At 73.4% G+C, this 19,026-nt stretch carries 17 protein-coding genes; 9 read left to right on the top strand and 8 right to left on the bottom strand.

The genetic code is table 11. The annotated features are described in order from the left end of the window. Positions 1 to 8 precede the first annotated feature (8 nt). The 4 genes from B9O00_RS10300 (at position 9) to B9O00_RS10285 (ending at position 5,920) form a co-directional block, all read left to right on the top strand. Positions 9 to 1,472: an amidase gene (locus B9O00_RS10300; protein ID WP_085122557.1), complete on the top strand. Its 1,464-nt coding sequence runs from the start codon at positions 9 to 11 to the stop codon at positions 1,470 to 1,472. Positions 1,473 to 1,481: 9 nt separating this feature from the next. Beyond that, positions 1,482 to 2,813 (top strand): FAD-dependent oxidoreductase, encoded by a 1,332-nt coding sequence (locus B9O00_RS10295; RefSeq protein ID WP_085122556.1) that lies wholly within the window; start codon positions 1,482 to 1,484, stop codon positions 2,811 to 2,813. 219 nt (positions 2,814 to 3,032) lie between these two features. Continuing rightward, on the top strand, positions 3,033 to 4,892 hold the full coding sequence (locus tag B9O00_RS10290) for a 2-oxoacid:acceptor oxidoreductase subunit alpha (RefSeq protein WP_085122554.1): 1,860 nt from the start codon (positions 3,033 to 3,035) through the stop codon (positions 4,890 to 4,892). 5 nt (positions 4,893 to 4,897) lie between these two features. Next, on the top strand, positions 4,898 to 5,920 hold the full coding sequence (locus tag B9O00_RS10285; RefSeq protein WP_085122552.1) for a 2-oxoacid:ferredoxin oxidoreductase subunit beta: 1,023 nt from the start codon (positions 4,898 to 4,900) through the stop codon (positions 5,918 to 5,920). A gap of 204 nt (positions 5,921 to 6,124) precedes the next feature. On the opposite strand, the gene B9O00_RS10280 is transcribed toward B9O00_RS10285, so the two are convergent. The 4 genes from B9O00_RS10280 to B9O00_RS10265 all read right to left on the bottom strand — a co-directional run bounded on the left by B9O00_RS10280 (position 6,125) and on the right by B9O00_RS10265 (position 11,399). Continuing rightward, the gene (locus B9O00_RS10280) at positions 6,125 to 8,509 is read right to left on the bottom strand and encodes a xanthine dehydrogenase family protein molybdopterin-binding subunit (protein WP_085122551.1); all 2,385 of its coding nucleotides are present in this window, start codon (positions 8,507 to 8,509) and stop codon (positions 6,125 to 6,127) included. A 95-nt stretch (positions 8,510 to 8,604) separates the two neighbouring features. Then, positions 8,605 to 9,567 carry an AraC family transcriptional regulator gene (locus B9O00_RS10275; protein ID WP_085122549.1) on the bottom strand — a complete coding sequence of 321 codons (963 nt, stop codon included), beginning with the start codon at positions 9,565 to 9,567 and terminating at the stop codon, positions 8,605 to 8,607. Positions 9,568 to 9,809: 242 nt separating this feature from the next. After that, on the bottom strand, positions 9,810 to 10,679 hold the full coding sequence (locus B9O00_RS10270; protein WP_159460175.1) for a glycosyl hydrolase family 18 protein: 870 nt from the start codon (positions 10,677 to 10,679) through the stop codon (positions 9,810 to 9,812). Between the two features lie 60 nt (positions 10,680 to 10,739). After that, positions 10,740 to 11,399 carry a GntR family transcriptional regulator gene (locus tag B9O00_RS10265; protein ID WP_143596198.1) on the bottom strand — a complete coding sequence of 220 codons (660 nt, stop codon included), beginning with the start codon at positions 11,397 to 11,399 and terminating at the stop codon, positions 10,740 to 10,742. Positions 11,400 to 11,485: 86 nt separating this feature from the next. On the opposite strand from B9O00_RS10265, the gene B9O00_RS10260 reads away from it, so the two are divergent. Then, the gene (locus tag B9O00_RS10260) at positions 11,486 to 12,640 is read left to right on the top strand and encodes a pyridoxal phosphate-dependent aminotransferase (protein ID WP_085122545.1); all 1,155 of its coding nucleotides are present in this window, start codon (positions 11,486 to 11,488) and stop codon (positions 12,638 to 12,640) included. Between the two features lie 37 nt (positions 12,641 to 12,677). Here B9O00_RS10260 and B9O00_RS10255 read toward each other — a convergent pair whose 3' ends face one another. Beyond that, positions 12,678 to 13,067, bottom strand: coding sequence for a MarR family winged helix-turn-helix transcriptional regulator (locus B9O00_RS10255; protein ID WP_218822802.1), 390 nt, complete (start codon positions 13,065 to 13,067; stop codon positions 12,678 to 12,680). A 284-nt stretch (positions 13,068 to 13,351) separates the two neighbouring features. Between B9O00_RS10255 and B9O00_RS10250 the strand changes: the two genes are divergently transcribed. Then, on the top strand, positions 13,352 to 14,116 hold the full coding sequence (locus tag B9O00_RS10250) for a 4Fe-4S dicluster domain-containing protein (protein WP_085122542.1): 765 nt from the start codon (positions 13,352 to 13,354) through the stop codon (positions 14,114 to 14,116). Further along, positions 14,113 to 14,823: a glutamine amidotransferase-related protein gene (locus tag B9O00_RS10245; protein WP_085122540.1), complete on the top strand. Its 711-nt coding sequence runs from the start codon at positions 14,113 to 14,115 to the stop codon at positions 14,821 to 14,823. Before B9O00_RS10250 ends, B9O00_RS10245 begins: the two co-directional genes overlap by 4 nt. A 61-nt stretch (positions 14,824 to 14,884) precedes the next feature. Here the strand turns inward: B9O00_RS10245 and B9O00_RS10240 are convergent, their stop codons facing one another. Together B9O00_RS10240 and B9O00_RS10235 are read right to left on the bottom strand one after the other, a co-directional pair. Continuing rightward, entirely contained in the window at positions 14,885 to 15,478 is a 594-nt protein-coding gene (locus B9O00_RS10240; protein ID WP_085122539.1) for a nitroreductase family protein, read from the bottom strand. A 139-nt stretch (positions 15,479 to 15,617) separates the two neighbouring features. Then, the gene (locus B9O00_RS10235; RefSeq protein WP_085122538.1) at positions 15,618 to 15,902 is read right to left on the bottom strand and encodes a hypothetical protein; all 285 of its coding nucleotides are present in this window, start codon (positions 15,900 to 15,902) and stop codon (positions 15,618 to 15,620) included. A gap of 133 nt (positions 15,903 to 16,035) precedes the next feature. Here B9O00_RS10235 and B9O00_RS10230 point away from each other — a divergent pair, with 133 nt between their 5' ends. Next, on the top strand, positions 16,036 to 16,959 hold the full coding sequence (locus B9O00_RS10230) for a transcriptional regulator GcvA (protein ID WP_085122702.1): 924 nt from the start codon (positions 16,036 to 16,038) through the stop codon (positions 16,957 to 16,959). Here B9O00_RS10230 and B9O00_RS10225 read toward each other — a convergent pair. Beyond that, positions 16,932 to 17,717, bottom strand: coding sequence for an AraC family transcriptional regulator (locus B9O00_RS10225; protein WP_085122536.1), 786 nt, complete (start codon positions 17,715 to 17,717; stop codon positions 16,932 to 16,934). The two genes, B9O00_RS10230 and B9O00_RS10225, sit on opposite strands and share 28 nt — an antisense overlap. Before the next feature lie 53 nt (positions 17,718 to 17,770). Between B9O00_RS10225 and B9O00_RS10220 the strand changes: the two genes are divergently transcribed. Then, complete coding sequence (locus B9O00_RS10220; RefSeq protein ID WP_085122535.1) at positions 17,771 to 19,009, top strand: MFS transporter; 1,239 nt, start codon at positions 17,771 to 17,773, stop codon at positions 19,007 to 19,009. Positions 19,010 to 19,026 lie beyond the last annotated feature (17 nt).

Here is a 19,026-nt window from a genome sequence, read left to right as displayed (position 1 = left end):
CCGACGGCATGGCACGGGCCGCCGACCTCCGCTTCCTCTCGGCGACGGAGGCCCGGGCGGCCTTCCTCGCCGGCCGCCTGTCGCCGGTCGAGCTGCTGCAGGCGCAGCGCGCCGCCGCCGAGGCGCTGGTGCCGCGGCTCAACTGCTTCACCCAGCAGTACTGGGACGAGGCCGAGGCGCGGGCGCGCCGGGCCGAGGCGCGCTTCGCCGCGCATCGCAAGGGCTCCGGCCCGCGGCCGCGGCCGCTCGAGGGCATTCCCTTCGGCGTCAAGGAGGGCCACGGCGTCGCCGGCCAGCCCTGGACCGACGGCTCGCTGCTCTACGAGGACCGTATCGCCGCCGCGACCGACGTCTCGGTCGCCCGCCTGCTCAAGGCCGGCGCCAACCAGGTGGCGCGCACCACGGCGCCGGAGTTCGCCTGCATCACCGTGACCCACAGCCGGGCCAACGGCGTGACCCGCAACCCCTGGAACCCGGCGGTCTCGCCGGGCGGCTCCGGGGGCGGCGCGGCGGCGGCGCTCGGCGCCGGCCTGCTGACGGTCTGCGAAGGCTCCGACTACGGCGGCTCGATCCGCATCCCGGCCGGGCTCTGCGGCCTGGTCGGCTTCCGGCCGCCGGCCTTCCGGGTTCCCGAGGGCAGCGGCTGGCTGTTCAACCGCATGAACGAGCGCGGGCCGCTGGCGCGCTCGGTCGCCGACTGCCTGACGCTCTACCGGCTGATGGCCGGGCCGCACCTCGACGACCCGATGGTCGCCGCCCGGCCGCGGCTGCCCCGCGGGGCCTCCGGGCGGCTGCCGGAGGTGCGCGGCTGGCGGATCGCCTACAGCCGCGACTTCGGCGGCCTGTTCGAGGTCGAGCCGGAGGTCGCGGCGACGGTCGAGAACGCGCTGCCGGGCTTCGCCGAGGCCGGCTGCCTGGTCGAGCCGGCGCGCCTGGAGATCGCGCGGGAGCCCTTCTTCCGGGCGGCGCTCAGCGCCTATCGCCTGCATTCCCAGGGCCTCGTGGAGTCCTTCGACGATGCGCAGCGCGCCCAGCTGTCCGATTACGTGCGCCGCTACGACGACTATTTCGCCCGCCTCGACCCCTGGCCGCTCGACGAGGTCTGGGACGTCGCGAGCAGCGGCTACCGCCGGCTCGCGGCGCTGTTCCGCGGCGGCGTCCGGGCGCTGGTGACGCCGACCCTGGCGACCACGGCGGTGCCGGCCGACCTCGACCCGGTCGACGGGCCGGTGACGGTCGACGGCAGGGCGGTCGACCCGCTGCTCGGCTGGGCGCTCAGCTATCCGGTCAACCTCTGGGGCACGCTGCCGTCGATCACGCTGCCCTGCGGCCTCACCTCGAACGGCGTGCCGCTCGGCCTGCAGATCGTCGGCCGGCCCTACGACGAGGCCGCGGTCTTCGCCCTGGCCGCCGCCTTCGAGGCGGCGCGGCCGTTCCGTGACCGGCCCTGGCTCGATGGTTTCGAGGGGTAGGGGCCGGGGATGCCGCTCAGCGTCGCCATCGTCGGCTCGGGGCCCAGCGGCTTCTACGCCGCCGAGGCGCTGCTGAAAGGAGGCGACGTCGCGATCGACCTGATCGAGCGGCTGCCGACGCCCTTCGGGCTGGTGCGCGGCGGCGTGGCGCCCGACCACCAGTCGACCAAGCAGGTCGTGCGCGCCTTCGAGCGCACGGCCCGCGACAAGGCGGTTGCCTACTTCGGCCATGTCGAGATCGGGCGCGACCTCTCGATGGACGAGCTGTGCGGCCTCTACGACGCCGTGGTGCTGGCGGTCGGCGCGCCGGCCGACCGGCCGCTCGGCATTCCGGGCGAGGAGCTGCCGGGCGTGGTCGGCTCGGCGGCCTTCGTCGGCTGGTACAACGGCCATCCCGATTTCGCGAGGGTCGATCCGCCGCTCTCGACCGAGCGGGCCGTGGTCATCGGCAACGGCAACGTCGCCCTCGACGTCGCGCGCGTCCTGGTCAAGACGCCGCAGGAGATGGCGGCCTCCGACATCGCCGAGGAGGCCGAGGCGGCGATCAGCGCTGCGCCGCTGCGCGAGGTCGTGCTGCTCGGCCGGCGCGGGCCGGTCGAGGCGCGCTTCACCCTCAAGGAGCTGCGCGAGATGGGCACGCTGGCGGCGGCCGCGGTCGCGCTCGATCCGGCGCAGCTGCCGGCGGCCGCGCCCGCGGGCCTGCCGGAGCGCAAGCGGCGCCTCGCCGAGCGCAACCTCGAGATCCTGCGCGGCCTCGCCGCCGCGGCTGCGGCCCGGCCGAAGCGCGTGCGCTTCGAGTTCTACGCCCGGCCGGTCGCGGTGCTCGGCGCCCGCCGGGTCGAGGGCCTGCGCTGGGAGCGCACCGAGCTCCGGGACGGCCGGGTCGTCGGGACTGGCCAGCTCCACGACCTGCCCTGCGGCCTGATCGTGCCGGCGATCGGCTACCGCTCGAAGCGGATTCCCGGCGTGCCCTTCGACGCCGGTCGCGGCCGCCTGCGCAACCGCGACGGCCGGATCGCCGAGGGCCTCTACTGCGTCGGCTGGTGCAAGCGCGGGCCGAGCGGCGTGATCGGCTCGAACAAGCAGGACGGCGACCTGGCCGCCGAGACGATCCGCCGCGAGCTCGGGCCGCGGGTCGCGGGCGGCGGCGGCAAGCCCGGGCGGCCGGGCCTGCAGCGGCTGCTCTCCGCGCGCGGCGTGCGCTGGGTCGACTACCCGGCCTGGCAGGCGATCGACGCGGCCGAGCGGGCCGCCGCCGCCGAGGGCGCGCCGCGCCGCAAGTTCGTCTCGATCGACGACATGCTGGCACTGCTCGACCAGGCATCGCCGCACGGCTCTTGAGCCAGCTCAATGCGGCGCGCCGCCCGCCGGTGCCACTGCTGCCCCGCGTGGAGGGACAAATTCCACAGTTATTCCGGGGCTGAAGTGCGCGGAGCTACGTGCTAGAGCGCTTCAGCGCCGCCGCCGGCGTCGACTCGAAGGCCGGTGGTGCGACGAACGAAGAAGACAAGGCCGAAAACGGCCGGCGGACATAGGGTCAGGAAGCGAGGGTTGACGGGAATGGAAGGTTCTAGCGTCCTCACGCCGCCGCGGCAGGAACTGGAGTCGGCAGTCGTCCGATTCGCCGGCGACTCCGGCGACGGCATGCAGCTGACCGGCAGCCAGTTCACCCTGGCGACGGCCCTGGCCGGCAACGACCTGGCGACCTTCCCGGACTTCCCGGCGGAGATCCGCGCGCCGGTCGGCACGACCTACGGCGTCTCGGCCTTCCAGATCAACTTCGGCGCGCGCACGATCCGCACCGCCGGCGACGCGCTCGACGTGCTGGTCGCGATGAACCCGGCGGCGCTCAAGGTCAACCGCGCCGACGTCAAGCCGGGGGCCCTGATCATCGTCGACAGCGGCGCCTTCAACGCCAAGAACTTCGCCAAGGCGCACTACGAGGCCGACCCGCTGGCGGACGGCTCGCTCGACGCCTACCGCGTCCTGAAGGTCGACATGTCGTCGGCGACCGAGAAGGCGGTCGAGGGCCACGGCCTCAGCAAGAAGGAGGCCCTGCGCTGCAAGAACATGTGGGCGCTGGGCCTGATCTACTGGATGTTCGGGCGCGACCGCCAGCCGACCGTCGACTGGCTGGAGACGAAGTTCGGCAAGACCCCCGAGCTCGCCAACGCCAACATCGCGGCGCTCAACGCCGGCCACGCCTACGGCGAGACCGCCGAGCTGCCGACCGGGGTGCGCACCTATTCGGTGCCGGCCGCCAAGCTGCCCGCCGGCCTCTACCGCAACGTCACCGGCACCGAGGCGCTGGCCTGGGGCCTGGTCGCCGGCTGCGAGCTGGCCGGCCTGCCGATGACCTTCTGCAGCTATCCGATCACCCCGGCCTCGCAGCTGCTGCACAGCCTGGCGGCGCTGAAGAGCTACGGCGTCACGACCTTCCAGGCCGAGGACGAGATCGCCGCGGCCTGCGCAGCGATCGGCGCCTCCTACGCCGGCTCGCTGGGCGTGACCTCCTCCTCCGGCCCCGGCATCGCGCTCAAGACCGAGGCGCTGGGCCTGGCGATCTCTGTCGAGCTGCCGCTGGTCGTGGTCAACTCCCAGCGCGGCGGCCCCTCGACCGGCCTGCCGACCAAGACCGAGCAGTCCGACCTGTTCCAGGCGGTCTGGGGCCGCAACGGCGACGCGCCGCTGGCAGTCCTCGCCTCGCGCTCGCCGCACGACTGCTTCGAGGTCGCGATCGAGGCGGTGCGCCTGGCGACGAAGTACATGACCCCGGTGATCCTGCTGACCGACGGCTACCTCGCCAATGCCGCCGAGCCCTGGCGGATTCCGAGCTTCGCCGACTACGCGCCCTTCCCGGTCTCCTTCCGCGAGGACCCCGAGGGCTTCCAGCCCTTCCTGCGCGATCCCGAGACCCTGGCGCGGGTCTGGGCGAGGCCCGGCACGCCGGGCCTGATGCACCGCATCGGCGGCATCGAGAAGGACTACGACAGCGGCAACATCTCCTACGACCCGGCGAACCACCAGCGCATGACCGACACGCGCGCCGACAAGATCGCCGGCATCGCGAGGGACATTCCGGCGCAGACGGTGGAGCAGGGCAGCGAGGGCGGGCGCCTGGCGGTGGTCGGCTGGGGCTCGACCTACGGCCCGATCAGCCGCGCCGTCGCCAACCTGCGCAACGCCGGCCAGGACGTCAGCCACGTCCACCTGCGGCACATCTGGCCGCTGCCGGTCAACCTCGGCGAGCTGCTCGCCGGCTACGACAAGGTGCTGGTGCCCGAGATGAACCACGGCCAGCTGGTCAAGCTGCTGCGCGCCGAGTTCCTGCTGCCGGCCCAGGGCCTGTCCAAGGTCTCGGGCAAGCCGTTCAAGATCGTCGAGCTCGAGACGGCGATCCGCGCCGCCCTGGAGGGTTGAGAGAGATGAACGTCGTGCCCCCCCCGCAGACTGTCGGCGAGCTCAAGGCCAAGGACTACGCCAGCGACCAGGAGGTCCGCTGGTGCCCGGGCTGCGGCGACTACGCGATCCTGAAGGCCGTGCAGAAGACCTGCGCCGACCTGGCGCTCGAGCCGGAGAAGACCGTCTTCGTCTCGGGCATCGGCTGCGCCGCGCGCTTCCCCTATTACATGTCGACCTACGGCTTCCACACGATCCACGGCCGCGCACCCGCGGTCGCGACCGGCGTCAAGCTGGCCAACCCGGAGCTCGACGTCTGGGTGATCGGCGGCGACGGCGACATGCTGTCGATCGGCGGCAACCACCTGCTGCACGCGCTCCGGCGCAACGTCGACCTCAAGATCCTGCTGTTCAACAACGAGATCTACGGCCTGACCAAGGGCCAGTACTCGCCGACCAGCCGGATCGGCACGCGCTCGCCCTCGACGCCCGGCGGCTCGCTCGACGCGCCGGTCTCGGCGACGCTCTACGCGCTCGGCGCCGGCGCCCGCTTCGTCGCGCGCGGCGTCGACACCCAGCAGAAGCAGCTGCCCGAGGTGCTGAAGCGCGCCCACGGGCACAAGGGCGCCTCCTTCGTCGAGGTGTTCCAGAACTGCATCGTCTACAACGACGGCGCCTTCGACCACTTCACGGCGCGCGACGTCGCCGAGGAGATGCAGATCTTCGTCGAGCACGGCCGGCCGCTGGTCTTCGGCAAGAACCGCGACAAGGGCCTGCGCGTGACGCCCGGCAAGCTGGCGCTGGAGGTCGTCGAGCTCGGCGCCGAGGGGCCCGAGGCCGCGGGCGTGCTGCGCCACGACGAGACCGACCAGATGCTGGCGACCCTGCTGGCCGGCCTGCAGCCGCCGCTGCCGGTCGCGATCGGCGTGCTCTACTGCAACCCCGGCCCGTCCTACGAGCACCAGGTCGTCGGCGACCGGCCGGTCGAGCCGGTGCGGGGCGACATCGACGCCCTGCTGCGCCGCGGCCACACCTGGACCGTGGCGTAGGGGCTCGGAGGCGGGTCGCCTGGACCTTTCACAGAGCCCGATCAGGTCGCTTCGACTAGCTCATCCGGTCCCGACATGGCTTCATCCTGAGCCTGTCGAAGGGTGAAGCCATTCGGCCCTGCCCGTGCCGGGTTCGCTTCACCCTTCGACAGGCTCAGGATGAAGCGAATCAGCAGGTGCCAATGACGTGGCTGGCGTCGGCCCCTATCCCTGCTCCGCCGCCTCCCGGCAGGCGCGCCAGACCTTCTCGGCGGTCACCGGCATGTCGATGCGGGTGACGCCGAGCGGCTCCAGGGCGTGCAGCACCGCGCTGACCAGCGCCGCCGGGCCGGCGATGGCGCCGGCCTCGCCGCAGCCCTTCACGCCGAGCGGGTTGTTGCGGCAGGGCGTCTCCAGGGAGTCGAGGCGCATCGGCGGCAGGTCGGCGGCGCGCGGCAGGGCGTAGTCGAGCAGCGTGCCGGTGACCAGCTGGCCGCTGGCCTCGTCGAAGACGCACTGCTCGAACAGCGCCTGGCCGACGCCCTGGGCCAGGCCGCCGTGGATCTGCCCCGCGACGATCATCGGGTTGACCTGGACGCCGAAGTCGTCGACGGCGGCGAGCGCCAGCACCTCGGTCCGGCCGGTCTCCGGGTCGACCTCGACCTCGCAGAGGTGGCAGCCGTAGGGGAAGGTGAAGTCCGGCGGGTCGAAGTAGCTGGTCTCCTCCAGGCCGGGCTCGATCTCGTCCGGCGGGAAGGCGACCGGGTTGTAGGCGGCCGCCGCGACCTCGGCGAAGCCGGCCGAGCGGTCGGTGCCGGCGACCTGGTAGCGGCCCTGCTCGAAGGCCAGGTCGGCCGGATCGCACTCCAGCAGGTGCGCGGCGATGCGCCGGCCCTTCTCGATCACCTTGTCGAGCGACAGCTTTAGCGCCGAGCCGCCGACCGCGAGCGAGCGCGAGCCGTAGGTGCCGATGCCGTAGGGGATGCGGTCGGTGTCGCCGTGGACCACCTCGATGCGCTCGAAGTCGACGCCCAGGGCGTCGGCGGCGATCTGGGCGAAGACCGTCTCGTGGCCCTGGCCGTGGCTGTGGCTGCCGGTCAGCACCGTCACCGTCCCGGTCGGGTTGACGCGCACCGTGCCGACCTCGAACTGGCCGCCGCGGCAGCCCTCGCGGTTCAGCATCTTCGAGGGGCCCATGCCGCAGGACTCCATGTAGAAGGCGAAGCCCAGGCCGCGCAGCCGCCCGCGGGCCCGCGACTCCTCGCGGCGGGCGGCGAAGCCGGCGAAGTCGCCGACCGTCTCGGCGCGCTCCAGCAGCCGGTGCGGCTCGGCGACGTCGTAGGTCCAGAGCAGCGGCGTCTTGTAGGGGAAGGCCTCGGCGGGGATCAGGTTGCGCCGGCGGATCTCGAGCCGGTCGAGGCCCAGCTCGCGGGCCGCGGCGTCCATCAGCCGCTCCAGCGCGTAGGTGCACTCCGGCCGTCCGGCGCCGCGGTAGGCGTCGACCGGCACGGTGTTGGTGAAGACCGCGCGGACCCGGCAGTGCACGGCCCGCACCCGGTAGGCCCCGGGGAAGGGGTAGGCGTAGAAGAACGAGGGGATCGCCGGCGCGAAGGTCGAGAGGTAGGCGCCCATGTTGGCCAGGGTGTCGACCCTCAGGCCCTGCATCACGCCCTCTGCGTCGAGCGCGGCCGAGACCGTGGTGACGTGGTCGCGCGCATGGGTGTCGGAGAGGTAGCCCTCGGCGCGCGTCGCGATCCAGCGCACTGGCCGCCTGAGGCGGCGCGCGGCGAAGAGCACCAGCACCTCCTCGGCGTAGTGGTAGATCTTCATGCCGAAGCCGCCGCCGACGTCGGGCGCCACGACGCGCAGCTTCTCCTCCGAGATGCCGAGCGTCGAGGCCGCGAGCAGCACGCGGATGACGTGGGGGTTCTGGTTCGAGGTCCAGAGCGTGTAGCGGTCGCTGGAGCTGTCGTAGTGGCCGAGCGTGCCGCGCGTCTCCATCGGCGAGGCGTGGACCCGGTTGTTGACCAGCTTGACGGTGGTGACGTGGTGGGCGCCGGCGAAGGCCGCCTCGACGGCGGCGGCGTCGCCGACGTCCCAGTCGTAGCAGAGGTTGCCGGGCGCCTCGGGCCAGATCCGCGGCGCCGCGGGCCCGACCGCGGCCTCCAGGCCGACGACGTGGGGCAGCGGCTCGTAGTCGACCTCGATCGCCTCGAGGGCGTCGAGCGCGGCCTCCGGGGTCTCGGCGACGACGAAGGCGACCGGGTCGCCGACGTGGCGCACCCGCTCCGCGGCCAGCACCGGGTGCGGCGGCTCGGCCATCCTGATGCCGTCGCGGGTCGTGACACCCCAGCCGCAGGGCAGGCCGCCGACCTGGGCCGCCTCCAGGTCGGCGCTGGTCAGGATCAGCAGGACTCCGGGCAATGCGGCGGCGGCGGCCGTGTCGATGGCGCGGATCCGCGCGTGGGCGTAGGGCGAGCGCAGGACCTGGGCCTGCGCCATGGCGGGCAGCGCGAGGTCGGCGAGGTAGCGGCCCTCGCCGGTGACGAAGCGGCGGTCCTCCTTGCGGCGGATGGGCTGGCCGACCAGGCGGCCGGCGGACTCGGTCATCGCAGGCTCCGGAAGAGGTTGGACTGCGGGGATTGTGGACCCGCCGGGCGCTCGCGGCTTGCGCCCCAGCGCGCAGTCCCTTGTCGGAGAGCGCGTCAGCCGCCGCCGCGGCGTCGCGCCTCGGCCCGGCGCTCGCTCGGCGTGCGGCCGAAGCGGGCCCGGTAGTGGCGCGAGAACTGCGCCTGGTCGCCGAAGCCCCAGTCGTAGGCGACGGCCGCGATGCTGCTGTCCGAGCGCGGGTCGCCGAGCGCCGCGTCCGCCCGGCGCAGCCGCTCCTCGCGGATCCAGGCGCCGAAGGGCGTGCCGCTGTCGTGGAACAGCTGGTGCAGGTAGCGCACCGAGAGGCCGCAGGCCGCGGCGACCGAGGCCGGCGTGAGGTCGCCCGAGCCGAGGTTGCGCCGCAGGTAGCGCCGGACGCGCAGCAGATGGGCCTGGCGGACCGGGCTCTCCCGGCTCTCGCCGAGCGGCCGGTCGCCGTCCAGGGCGAGGCCGAGCAGGTCGAGGAGCTGGCGCTCGACCGCCGCCCGCGCGGGGCCGTCCAGGCCCGCGACGCAGCCGGGCAGCAGGCGCAGCATCTCGCTGAACAGGCGGCCGGCGCCGTCCGTGGCGTCGACGCTGAGCGAGGCCAGGCCTTCCGGGTCGGGCAGGCGGGCGCGCAGGGCCGCGCCGCCGACCCTCAGGATCCACAGCACCGCCGGCTCGGCATGGTCGAAGCGGTAGGGCAGGTAGCTGCGCTCGATGACGAAGGAGCCGGCCCGGCTGACCACCTCGCGGCCGTCCTGGGCGAAGCGGACCTCGCCCTCGGTCGGCACGGTGATCAGGAAGGCGTCGTCCTCGTCGCGCAGCAGGTGCCGGCTGTGGCGCCGGTAGCGGATGCCGTCGGTCGCGAGGCGCGACAGGCGTGCGCCGCCCAGGTCCCAGAGGTCGAGCGAGCCCTCGAAGCGACCGGCGTCCCGGAAGGTCAGCTCGAGCGGGAAGTAGGCCTCGGCGATGGCGCGGTTCCAGTGCCGCGCCCGGTTCGGCGGCGTCGCCTCGCCCGTGGTCAGGTGCCTGTGCACGCACGCGCCTCCAGCAGAGCCCGGCGGCCATGCTTCCAGAAGGGGCCGGGAGCTGCAAGGGCAGCGGGAAAGGTGCCTGCCGCCCAGGAGCCGATGGAGCTCGGCTCCAGCCTCTTCTCGTCATCCCCGCGCAGGCGGGGATGACGAGACAACGGGGCAAGATCAACGGAGGGAGCCGTATCGACGGCTTGCCGACTCGCGTGCGTACCGAACCGAAATGGCGAAGCGTGCCGATCGGGCCGTCAGACCGTCGCCGGCGGCGTCACCCCCAGCGGTGCGCCGACGGTCTGCTGCCAGCTGCCCGTCGGGTCGCTGGAGAACTGCCAGCCCATGGCGCCGCCGATGCCGCCGGCCTGCAGCGGGTCGATGATGTCCGAGACGATGTCGGCGGCCGGGATCCAGCCGCTGCCGGCGTCGCCCTGGCCGATCGGCTTGCCGACCAGCAGCTGCTTGGGCTTGAGCCCGGCAAAGCCGCTCCAGCCCTTGAGCAGGGTCTGGTAGTGGGCGACGACCTGGTCGGCGTCGTTGAAGCCCGGGTTGTTGTAGTACTGCATGTTCAGCCAGTCGATCTTGCCGGCCGTCTCGGTCCAGATCGTGGCGTAGACGTTCCAGCCGCCGGAGTATTCGGGCCCGGCGATGTAGGGTGGCTGCGGGGCGTGGCTGATCAGCTTGCCGCGCCCGACCCCGGCCAGCGCGTCGTGGATCGAGTTGGTCAGGGTGATGGCGAACTCGCCGCCGTTGTAGCCGCTGTTGTTCATCAGCGCGCCGCTGTCCTCGTAGTCGACGTCGATGCCGTCGAGGCCGTACTGCTTGACGAAGGCGGCGAGCTGGGCCGCGATCGCGGGCTCGTTGCCAACCATTGCCTGGTACTGGGCGCTGGAGACCGTGCCGCCGCCGAACGACAGCATGACCTTCTTGCCGGCGGCCTGGACCTGCGGCACCTGGCCGAGCAGGGTCGAGGTCAGGTTGCCGGAGATCTCCAGGGTCAGGGGATTGCTGGCGCTCGGGATGGCGAAGGCCAGATTCAGGTGGGTCAGGGCATCGCCGGCGGCGTCGAGCACCGGCGTGTAGTTCGCATTGTAGTAGACGACGAGCTTGGCATCCTCGGCCATGGCGCAGTCCTCCCCTCGGCTGGCGTGCATACCAGTATCGAGAGTGTCGACGCTCGAAGTCTACGACTTGTGAGCGGTGGCCCGGCGCAGCAGCCCGACCATGTTCTGGGTCGCGGCGTCGATGTGGTGCTGCATCTCGGCGACCGCGCGCGCGCTGTCGCGCGACCGGAAGGCGGCCAGGATGGCGCGGTGCTGGTCCTGGGAGTGGTCCTGGTAGTCCTGCATCTGCCAGACCGCGCGCAGGTAGCGGTCGGCGTTGCGCCAGAGCTGCTCGATCGTGCCCATCAGCCGCGGCCTGCCGGCCGGCGCATAGAGCGCGCGGTGGAAGTCCCAGTTGGCCGTCGCCCAGTCGTCGATCTCGCTCTTGCCCTCGGCCGCCTCGATCGCCGCCTGCGCGCGCTCCCAGTCGGCCTCGCCGGCCTTCGGCACGGCGAGCGTGACGGCGAGGCACTCCAGGGTCCGGCGCAGGTCGCCGAGGTCGATGGCATCCTCGGCGTCGAGCCTGGCGACGAAGGAGCCGCGGTTGCGCTCGGCGATGACGAAGCCCTCGACCTCCAGCTTGCGCAGGGCCTCGCGCACCGGGATGTGGCTGACGCCGTGCTCGATGGCGATCTTGTCCTGGCGCAGCGCGGTGCCGGCCGGCAGCTTGCCGGCGATGATCTCGCTGCGCAGCCGGCTGGCGATGGTCTCGGGCAGCGAGGGTCCGGCGCTCTTGGCCAAGGGTCTTCCGTCCTGTTTTAATATATAATATATTAAACGAGGTCTCCGGACCTCATTCTTCACAGCCGACAGCGGGAATCAATGCCATGCCGGTCTCGCGCTTGAAAGACATCCCGGGCATCGGCGTCGACCGGATGGGCGATCTGGCCGACGCTGCCGGGGATGCAGAGCTGCTGCGCCTCGAGAACCTCGACACCGACATCCGGCCGCCCGAGGCGGCGCTGGCCGCGACGCGGCGGGCGATCGAGGACGACGCCGCCAACAGCTACCTGCCGTTCCTCGGCCAGTGGCCGCTGCGCGAGGCCGCGGTCGAGCATGTCCGCCGGCTGAGCGGCGTCGACTACGGCGGGCCCGAGGCCTGCGTGATCACCGCCGGCGGCCTGAGCGGCATCCTGAACGCCCTGCTGGCGCTGCTCGAACCCGGAGACCGCGTGCTGCTGCCGGCGCCGATCTACGCCGGCCTGATCAACCGGGTCCGTCTCGCCGGCGGCGAGCCGGTCTTCGTGCCGACGCAGCCGACGCCGGAGGGCTGGCGGCTCGACCGCGACGCGGTGCGGGCGATGGCCGGCCGGGGCATCCGCGTCGTGCTGGCGATGAGCCCGGCGATGCCGACCGGCTGCTGGTTCGATGCCGAGGACTGGGCCGTCCTCGCCGAGCTCTGCCGGGCCGAGGACGCCTGGCTGCTCTACGACGCGGCGATGGAGCGGCTGCTCTACGACGGCCGCGGCTACCTCCACCCGGCCTCGCTGCCCGGGATGGCCGAGCGCACGATCACCGTCGACTCGGTCTCCAAGCACTACCGGATGATCGGCTGGCGGGTCGGCTGGGTGGTCGGGCCGAAGCGCATCGTCCCGGACATCGGCCTGGTCGGCATCCACAACGTGGTCTGCCAGGTCGGCATCGCCATGGCCGCGGCCCATGCGGCGCTGACCTGCGAGGACGACGGACTGGCCGCGGCGGTCGCCGAATGGCAGGCCCGGCGCGACCGCATCCTGGAGGAGCTGTCCGGCCTGCCGGTGATCCCGCCGGCCGGCGGCTGGTCGATGCTGCTGGACTGCGCGCCGCTCGGCCTGACCGGCGCCGAAGCCTCGCGGCGGCTGTTCGAGAAGGGGAGGGTGGCGGCGACGCCGATGGACGGCTGGGGGCCCGGCTCGGAGCGCTACCTGCGCTTCGTCTTCGCCAACGAGCCGGTCGCGCGCCTCGCCGGGCTCGGCGAGCGGCTGCGCCGCGCCTTCGGCTGAGTCGTCGGCCCGGTCGCCCGCGGCCGCGGCGAGCCGATCAGACCAGGCGGCGCAGCAGCGAGACGAAGAGCTCGCGCTCCTGGTCCTCGAGCGGCTCCAGCACCGAGCCGTTGACCCGTTCGGCCTCGGCGATCAGCGGCTCGATCAGCGTCCGGCCGTGGCTGGTCAGCCGCAGCACCATGCGGCGCCGGTCGGTGCTGTCCTGCAGGCGCTGGATGTAGCCGCGCTCCGCGAGCCGCTGGATGACGCCCTGGATCGTCGCAGGATCCATCGCGGCGAGGCGCCCGAGGCGGTTCTGCGAGATCTGGCCCATCTCGTGCAGCCGAGCCATCGCGAAGAACTGGGTCGGCGTCAGCTGGTGTTCGGACAGCAACCCCAGATAGATCGACGAGGCGCGCTGATGGGCTCTGCGGAGCAGATGGGCCACCTGGTCGTCTAGCTGTAAGGTTCGTGACTCTGCCACCTGGACTGGCGGAACGTTCATGCCGGAAGTGTCCATCCTGTTCTTTTTGTCCTTGCCTGTGCTGGACCGTCCGCCTGGGCCGGCGGCGTGTTGATTTCGCCGCTCGCTTGAGTTGCCTGCGATCTGTTCTTATTCAATATCTCTTAGCAGGCGAAAGGAAATTATAGTTTCTTTGCCATGGAGCGTCCACGTGCCTGGGGAAGAGGGGCCATGAGCGGAATGCAGGTCGGCCACCCGCAGGTGGGATCGTGAAGCGGGCCGAGGCCGCGCGCGCCGGCGGCTACGGGGCGCTGGCCGAAGCGCTCCGCGCGGTCGGGCTCGAAGCGCGCGGCGGCTTCCACCCGGCGGCCGAGGAGGCGATTCCCGATCGCTCGGGAGAGCCCGCCGCGACTCTCGTGCTGGTGGGCGCGATCGGCGACAGCCACTGGCCCGCCTTCTCCCGGTCGCCTGAACGCGCGGACGGCCGGCCCGATCCGCTGGACCGCTGGAGCCGCCGGATCCTGGAGCCGCTGGCCGCCGACTGGCGGGCGCGGGCGCTCTTTCCCTTCGACGGGCCGCCGTTCCGGCCGTTCCAGCAGTGGGCGGCCCGGGCGGAGCCGCTGTCGGCCTCGCCCCTCGGCCTGATGATCCACCCCGACTACGGCCTCTGGCACAGCTATCGCGGCGCGCTCGCCTTCGGGTGCCGGCTGCCCGGCCTGCCCGAGCGCGGCGAGGCCGCGAGCCCCTGCGCGCGCTGCGCCGGCCGGCCCTGCCTGTCGGCCTGCCCGGTGGGAGCCTTCTCGGACACCGGACGCGACGGGGGTCTGGGCGCCGCGCACTACGATACGCTACGCTGCGGCGCGCAGCTGGCCGGGCCGGCCGGGGCGGATTGCCTCGCGGCGGCCTGCCTCGCCCGGGCGGCTTGCCCGGTCGGCGCCGGCTTCCGATATGGAGCGGCGGCGGCGCGCTTCCACATGGCGGCGTTCAAGGCGTCGCTGGAGACGAGGAGACGGGAGAAGACGGCGGGCCCATGAGCGACACGGTGCTTCTGATCCGACACATGCCGGGCGCGCGGCAGGACCGCGTCGCCGAGTCCCTGGCGCGCCGCGGCTACGCCCTGGAGCAGGTCTGGGTCGCCGAGGGCCAGCCGCTGCCGGAGCCCGACGAGCGCCACGCCGGGGCCGTCGTCTACGGCGGCGCGCAGATGGCCAGCCGCGTCGAGGAGCACGACTACCTGGTCCGGGAGCTGGCCTGGATCGAGCGCTGGCTCGGTACCGGCAAGCCCTATCTCGGCATCTGCCTCGGCGGGCAGATGCTGGCCCGCGCAGCCGGCGCGCGGGTCGCCCCGCACGCCGAGGGCCTGACCGAGATCGGCTACGTGCCGATCGCGCCGAGCGAGCGGGCACCCGACTTCGTGCCCCGGGGCCTCGGCGTCTATCACTGGCACCGCGAGGGCTTCGAGCTGCCGGCGGGCGCCGAGCTGCTGGCGCGCGGCCCGGTCTTCGAGAACCAGGCCTTCCGGCTCGGCGCCACCGCCTACGGCCTGCAGTACCATCCCGAGGTGACGCTCGAGATGATGGAAGCCTGGATGGCCGAGGCGGCCGACATGCTGACCCTGCCGGGCGCCCATTCGGCGGAGGTCCAGCGCGCCGACGCCGAGCGCCACCACGGTCCCCTCGGCGCCTGGCTGGAGGGCTTCCTGGAGCGCTGGATCGGCCAGCGCGTCGCCCAGCCGGCCTGAGCCCGGAATCCCGAGCGCCTCGTCGCAGGCGCGCGGCCCCGACCGTGCCGGCCGGCGGAGCTCAGCCGATGGCCGGCCAGCCGAAGCAGAGATGCAGCAGCGGGCCGAGCGGCGGCTCGAGGCCGAGCGCCTCCGCCGTCGCCGCGTCCTCGAAGCCGGCGACCAGCACCGCGCCCAGGCCGGCCGCGACGGCGGCCAGCTGGACGTTCTGGGCGACGGCGCCGGCTTCGATGTAGAGGTAGCGCGCGCCGCGCTCGCCGGCCGGCGACTGGTCGGCGAAGTGGGCCCGGCCGGCCTCGAGGTCCGCCGCGAGCGACAGGATGCCGGCAGCCCGGGCGATCCAGGGCTGATCCTCCAGGGCCGCCTCGCGCAGCATCTCCCGCCGGTCGCCTTCGACCAGCCGGGTCAGGCCGCGCGTGTCCGCCGCCACGGCATGGATCCCTGGCTCCAAGCCCTCGATCCGTCCGGCGACGAGCCGGAGCGCCAGCGGATGCAGGCCGTGGGCCGAGGGGGCGGTGCGACCGCCGGCCTCGCCGGTGATGCCCTGCGCGGCCCAGAGCAGGGCCCGCGCCGCGGCCAGCGGCACCGGGCTGTCGGCGAAATCGCGGCAGCTTCGGCGTCGCGCGAGCGCTTCCTCCAGTGCCGTGGCTGCCATGGTTCCCCGCTCCCCCGCCGTTCCCCGGGCGCCCTTGTCGGCCGGCCGGGCGGGCGGGGCAACCCTCGCGGCACGGCTTCGGGCGGCGCCGTGGCTCACGGCGCCGCCCGAGTCCGCAAGGCCGGGGTCTTCGGCACGCTCAGCCGCAGCCGTGCGGCTGCGCCGCCGTCGGCCCGCTGAGCCGGGCGCCGTAGCGCGCCAGGCGCTGGCCGAGCCCGGCGATCACGCGGCCCGCCGCCCGCGCGACCGGCCGCCGCAGGCTCATCTGCCGGGCCGCCTCGCGCGCCGCCGCGTCGGAGGGCGTGCGGTGCTCGCGCATCGCCCGGCGCTCGCGGTCGTACCTGGCCAGCTGCTCGATGTGGAGCGGCAGGCCGCCGGCCCGCGCCAGGCTCAGGGTGAGAAGATCGAAGCCGTCGCTGTGCATGACGTCACCTCATTAGATTGCTGCGGCGATCGGCGCCGCTCATGCAACAGATATGCTCCGCTACTGCCGTGTGGACAAACGCCGATCTCTCACGATATGGATGAGGAAATATTGGTCATTGTGGAATCCGACGATGCGCCGGCTGCCGCCGCTGAACGCCCTGCGCGCCTTCGAGGCGGGAGCCCGCCACCTGTCCTTCACCAAGGCGGCGGCCGAGCTCAACGTGACCCAGACGGCGATCAGCCATCAGGTCCGCCAGCTCGAGGAGCTGCTCCAGGTCCGGCTGTTCCGGCGGCTGACCCGAAAGGTCGAGCTGACCGCCGCGGGGCGCCTGCTGCTGCCGGGCCTGAGCGAGGGCTTCGACCGTCTGGCCGAGGCGGTCGCGCTGGTCGAGCGGCGCCCCGACGAGCGGGTGCTGACGGTCAGCGTCACGCCGTCCTTTGGCTCGAAGTGGCTGGTCGGCCGGCTGCCGCGCTTCTGGCGCGGCCACGCCGACATCGAGCTGCGCCTGCACCACACGATGGAGCTGGTCGAGTTCGGCCGTGACGAGGTCGACATGGCGGTGCGCTACGGCAGCGGCCAGTGGCCGGGCCTGGCGGCCGACTACCTGCTGTCGGTCGACCTGCTGCCGGTCTGCAGCCCGGCGCTGCTGGAGCGGGGGCCCAGGCTGGAGGAGCCGGCCGACCTCGCCGGCCACACGCTGCTGCACGAGGACGACTACGAGGACTGGTCGCAGTGGCTGACCATCGCTGGCGCCGAGGGGGTCGAGGCGCGGCGCGGGCCGGTCGTCGACGACGGCTGGGTGCTGCTGCAGCTGGCGGTCAACGGCGAGGGGGTGGCGCTCGGCAGCTTCGCCCTGGTCGCCGACGACCTGGCGGCCGGCCGCCTGGTCAGCCCCTTCGACCTGACGCTGTCGACGGGCGCCGCCTACCACGTCGTCTATCCCCAGGGCGCGCTCAACGACCCCAAGGTGCGCGCCTTCCGGGACTGGCTGCTGCAGGAGGCCGGGCGCGACGCGGCAGCCCCGAATCAGCCCGGCAGCCCGGCGGCGAAGTAGCGGCCGGGCGTCGTGCCGAAGGCGCGGCGGAAGGCGGCGACGAAGGCGCTCGGGCTGTCGTAGCCGAGATCGAGGGCGACCGCGGTCACCGGGTCGCCGGCGGCGAGGCGCGGCAGGGCCGCGAGGAAGCGGGCCTGCTGGCGCCAGGCCGCGAAGCCGAGGCCGGTCTCGCGCTTGAAGGCGCGCAGCAGGGTGCGCGGCGCGGCGCCGGCGAAGCGCGCCCAGTCCTCGAGCCGGCGGCCGTCGTCCGGGGCGGCGAGCAGCGCCTCGGCGACCCGCCGGGCCCGCCGGTCGCTCGGCAGCGGCAGGTGGAGCGCCGCGACGTCCAGGCCCTTCAGCTCGTCGAGCAGGGCGGCGATCAGCCGGGTCCAGGTGCGGTCGGGCAGTGTCGTGCCGGCGGCGTCGACCGGCAGCTCCATCAGCCGCAGGATCAGCTCGCGCGCCAGCGGCGTCACAGACAGCACCGCCGGCTCGGCCGGCACGCCGGGCAGCACCGGCAGGAAATAGAGGCTGCGCAGCTCGACGCGTCCGTGCATGACCAGCTCGTGGTCCAGGTCGCCGGGCACCCAGACGGCCCGCTGCGGCGGCACGGTCCAGCTGCCGCGAGCGGTCTCGACGGTGACCACCCCGGCCGCGGCGAAGACCAGCTGGCTGCGCTCGTGGCGGTGTCGCCCGGTGCGCGCGCCGGCGGCGTAGCTGCCGGCCCAGGGCCGCACCGGCGCCGGTGAGAGCGCGTCGACTTGGCTGATTTTCGACATCGACTGCCAGTATAACGCAAGACGGTCAGAACGCGACGGCCTAGCCTGCCGCCATGCGCTTCCTCTTCGTCAATCTCGGGCACGCCTACGCCCACTTCTTCCTGCTGCTCTATCCGGCGGTCGTCGTCGTGCTGCAGGCCCGGGGCGGCGGCGGCTACGGCGAGCTGCTGCTGCCCTCGACCGTCGGCTTCGTCTGCTTTGCCGCCGGCACCCTGCCGGCCGGCTGGCTCGGCGACAGCTGGAGCCGGCCGGCGATGCTGGCCCTGCAGTTCTTCCTTCTCGGCGCCGGGGCCCTGCTCGCCGGCGGACGGGCCGACGCCGGGCTGCTGCTGCCCGGCCTCGCTCTCCTCGGCCTCGGCGCCTCGATCTACCATCCCGTCGGCCTGCCGCTGGCCGCGGAGACCGGCGCCGCCGACGGCCACGGCGTCGGCCGGGCGCTCGGCGTCAACGGCGTCTGGGGCAACCTGGGCGTGGCCGCGGCACCGCTGCTCGGCGTGTGGCTCGCCGGGCGCTGGGGCTGGCAGAGCGCCTTCCTGCTGCCGGGCGCCCTGTCGCTCGCCACCGGCCTCGCCTTCCTGCCGCTCTGCCGGCGCTGGTCCCGCGAGCCGCAGCGGGCGCAGGCACCGCAGGACAGCGGCGCGGCCGGCATCGCCGACGCCCGGGAGCGCCGGCGGATCACGATCTTCCTGCTCGCGAGCTCCCTGATCGGGGGCCTGGTCTTCGCCTCGGTGACCGTCGCGCTGCCGGAGATGCTGGCCGAGGTCTCGGCAGAGGGCTCGGCAGAGGGCTCGACCCTCGGCGCCGCCGGCCTGGCCAGCCTGATCTTCGCCCTCTCCGCCTTTGCGCAGCTGCCGGCCGGCCGTGCCGTCGACCGTTGGGGCGCGCGCCGCCTGGTGCTGCTGATGGCACTGCCGCAGATCGCGCTCCTCGTCCTGCTCGGGCTGGTCGGCGGGCCGGGCGGCGGCTGGCTCGCGGTGCCGTCGCTGGTCCTGCTCGTGCCGCTGATCTTCGGCGAGATCCCGGTCTACGACAGTCTGGCCGTGCGCGCCGCCGAGACCCGCTGGCGCGCCCGCTTCTTCGCCGCGATCTACCTGGTCTCGCTCGGCGTCAGCGCGACGGCGGTGCCGGTCGTCGCCTGGCTGCACGATGCCGGGAGCGGCTTCCGTCCGCTGTTCCTGCTGCTCGCTGCCGCGGTCTTCGGTGTCGTCCTCGCGGCTCTCGCGCTGCTGCCCGCGGCGCGCCCGCAAGCCGCAGCGGCCATGGCGCAAACCAAGCGGGCCCGGTCGATCTGAGGACAGTCGCTCGCCGC

It is taken from the genome of Tistlia consotensis USBA 355, from assembly GCF_900177295.1.
Lineage (GTDB): Bacteria > Pseudomonadota > Alphaproteobacteria > Kiloniellales > DSM-21159 > Tistlia > Tistlia consotensis.
Note: the sequence above shows the minus strand (reverse complement) of the source record. Positions and strands in the feature narration are given on the sequence as shown.

Bases quoted from the DNA above. Each gene is read 5' to 3' on its own strand.
- B9O00_RS10285 (WP_085122552.1), top strand. From the start codon at position 4,898: ATGAACGTCGTGCCCCCCCCGCAGACTGTCGGCGAGCTCAAGGCCAAG.
- B9O00_RS10280 (WP_085122551.1), bottom strand. From the start codon at position 8,509: ATGACCGAGTCCGCCGGCCGCCTGGTCGGCCAGCCCATCCGCCGCAAG.
- B9O00_RS10290 (WP_085122554.1), top strand. From the start codon at position 3,033: ATGGAAGGTTCTAGCGTCCTCACGCCGCCGCGGCAGGAACTGGAGTCG.
- B9O00_RS10260 (WP_085122545.1), top strand. From the start codon at position 11,486: ATGCCGGTCTCGCGCTTGAAAGACATCCCGGGCATCGGCGTCGACCGG.
- B9O00_RS10230 (WP_085122702.1), top strand. From the start codon at position 16,036: ATGCGCCGGCTGCCGCCGCTGAACGCCCTGCGCGCCTTCGAGGCGGGA.
- B9O00_RS10235 (WP_085122538.1), bottom strand. From the start codon at position 15,902: ATGCACAGCGACGGCTTCGATCTTCTCACCCTGAGCCTGGCGCGGGCC.
- B9O00_RS10295 (WP_085122556.1), top strand. From the start codon at position 1,482: ATGCCGCTCAGCGTCGCCATCGTCGGCTCGGGGCCCAGCGGCTTCTAC.
- B9O00_RS10225 (WP_085122536.1), bottom strand. From the start codon at position 17,717: ATGTCGAAAATCAGCCAAGTCGACGCGCTCTCACCGGCGCCGGTGCGG.
- B9O00_RS10240 (WP_085122539.1), bottom strand. From the start codon at position 15,478: ATGGCAGCCACGGCACTGGAGGAAGCGCTCGCGCGACGCCGAAGCTGC.
- B9O00_RS10270 (WP_159460175.1), bottom strand. From the start codon at position 10,679: ATGGCCGAGGATGCCAAGCTCGTCGTCTACTACAATGCGAACTACACG.
- B9O00_RS10300 (WP_085122557.1), top strand. From the start codon at position 9: ATGGCACGGGCCGCCGACCTCCGCTTCCTCTCGGCGACGGAGGCCCGG.
- B9O00_RS10220 (WP_085122535.1), top strand. From the start codon at position 17,771: ATGCGCTTCCTCTTCGTCAATCTCGGGCACGCCTACGCCCACTTCTTC.
- B9O00_RS10245 (WP_085122540.1), top strand. From the start codon at position 14,113: ATGAGCGACACGGTGCTTCTGATCCGACACATGCCGGGCGCGCGGCAG.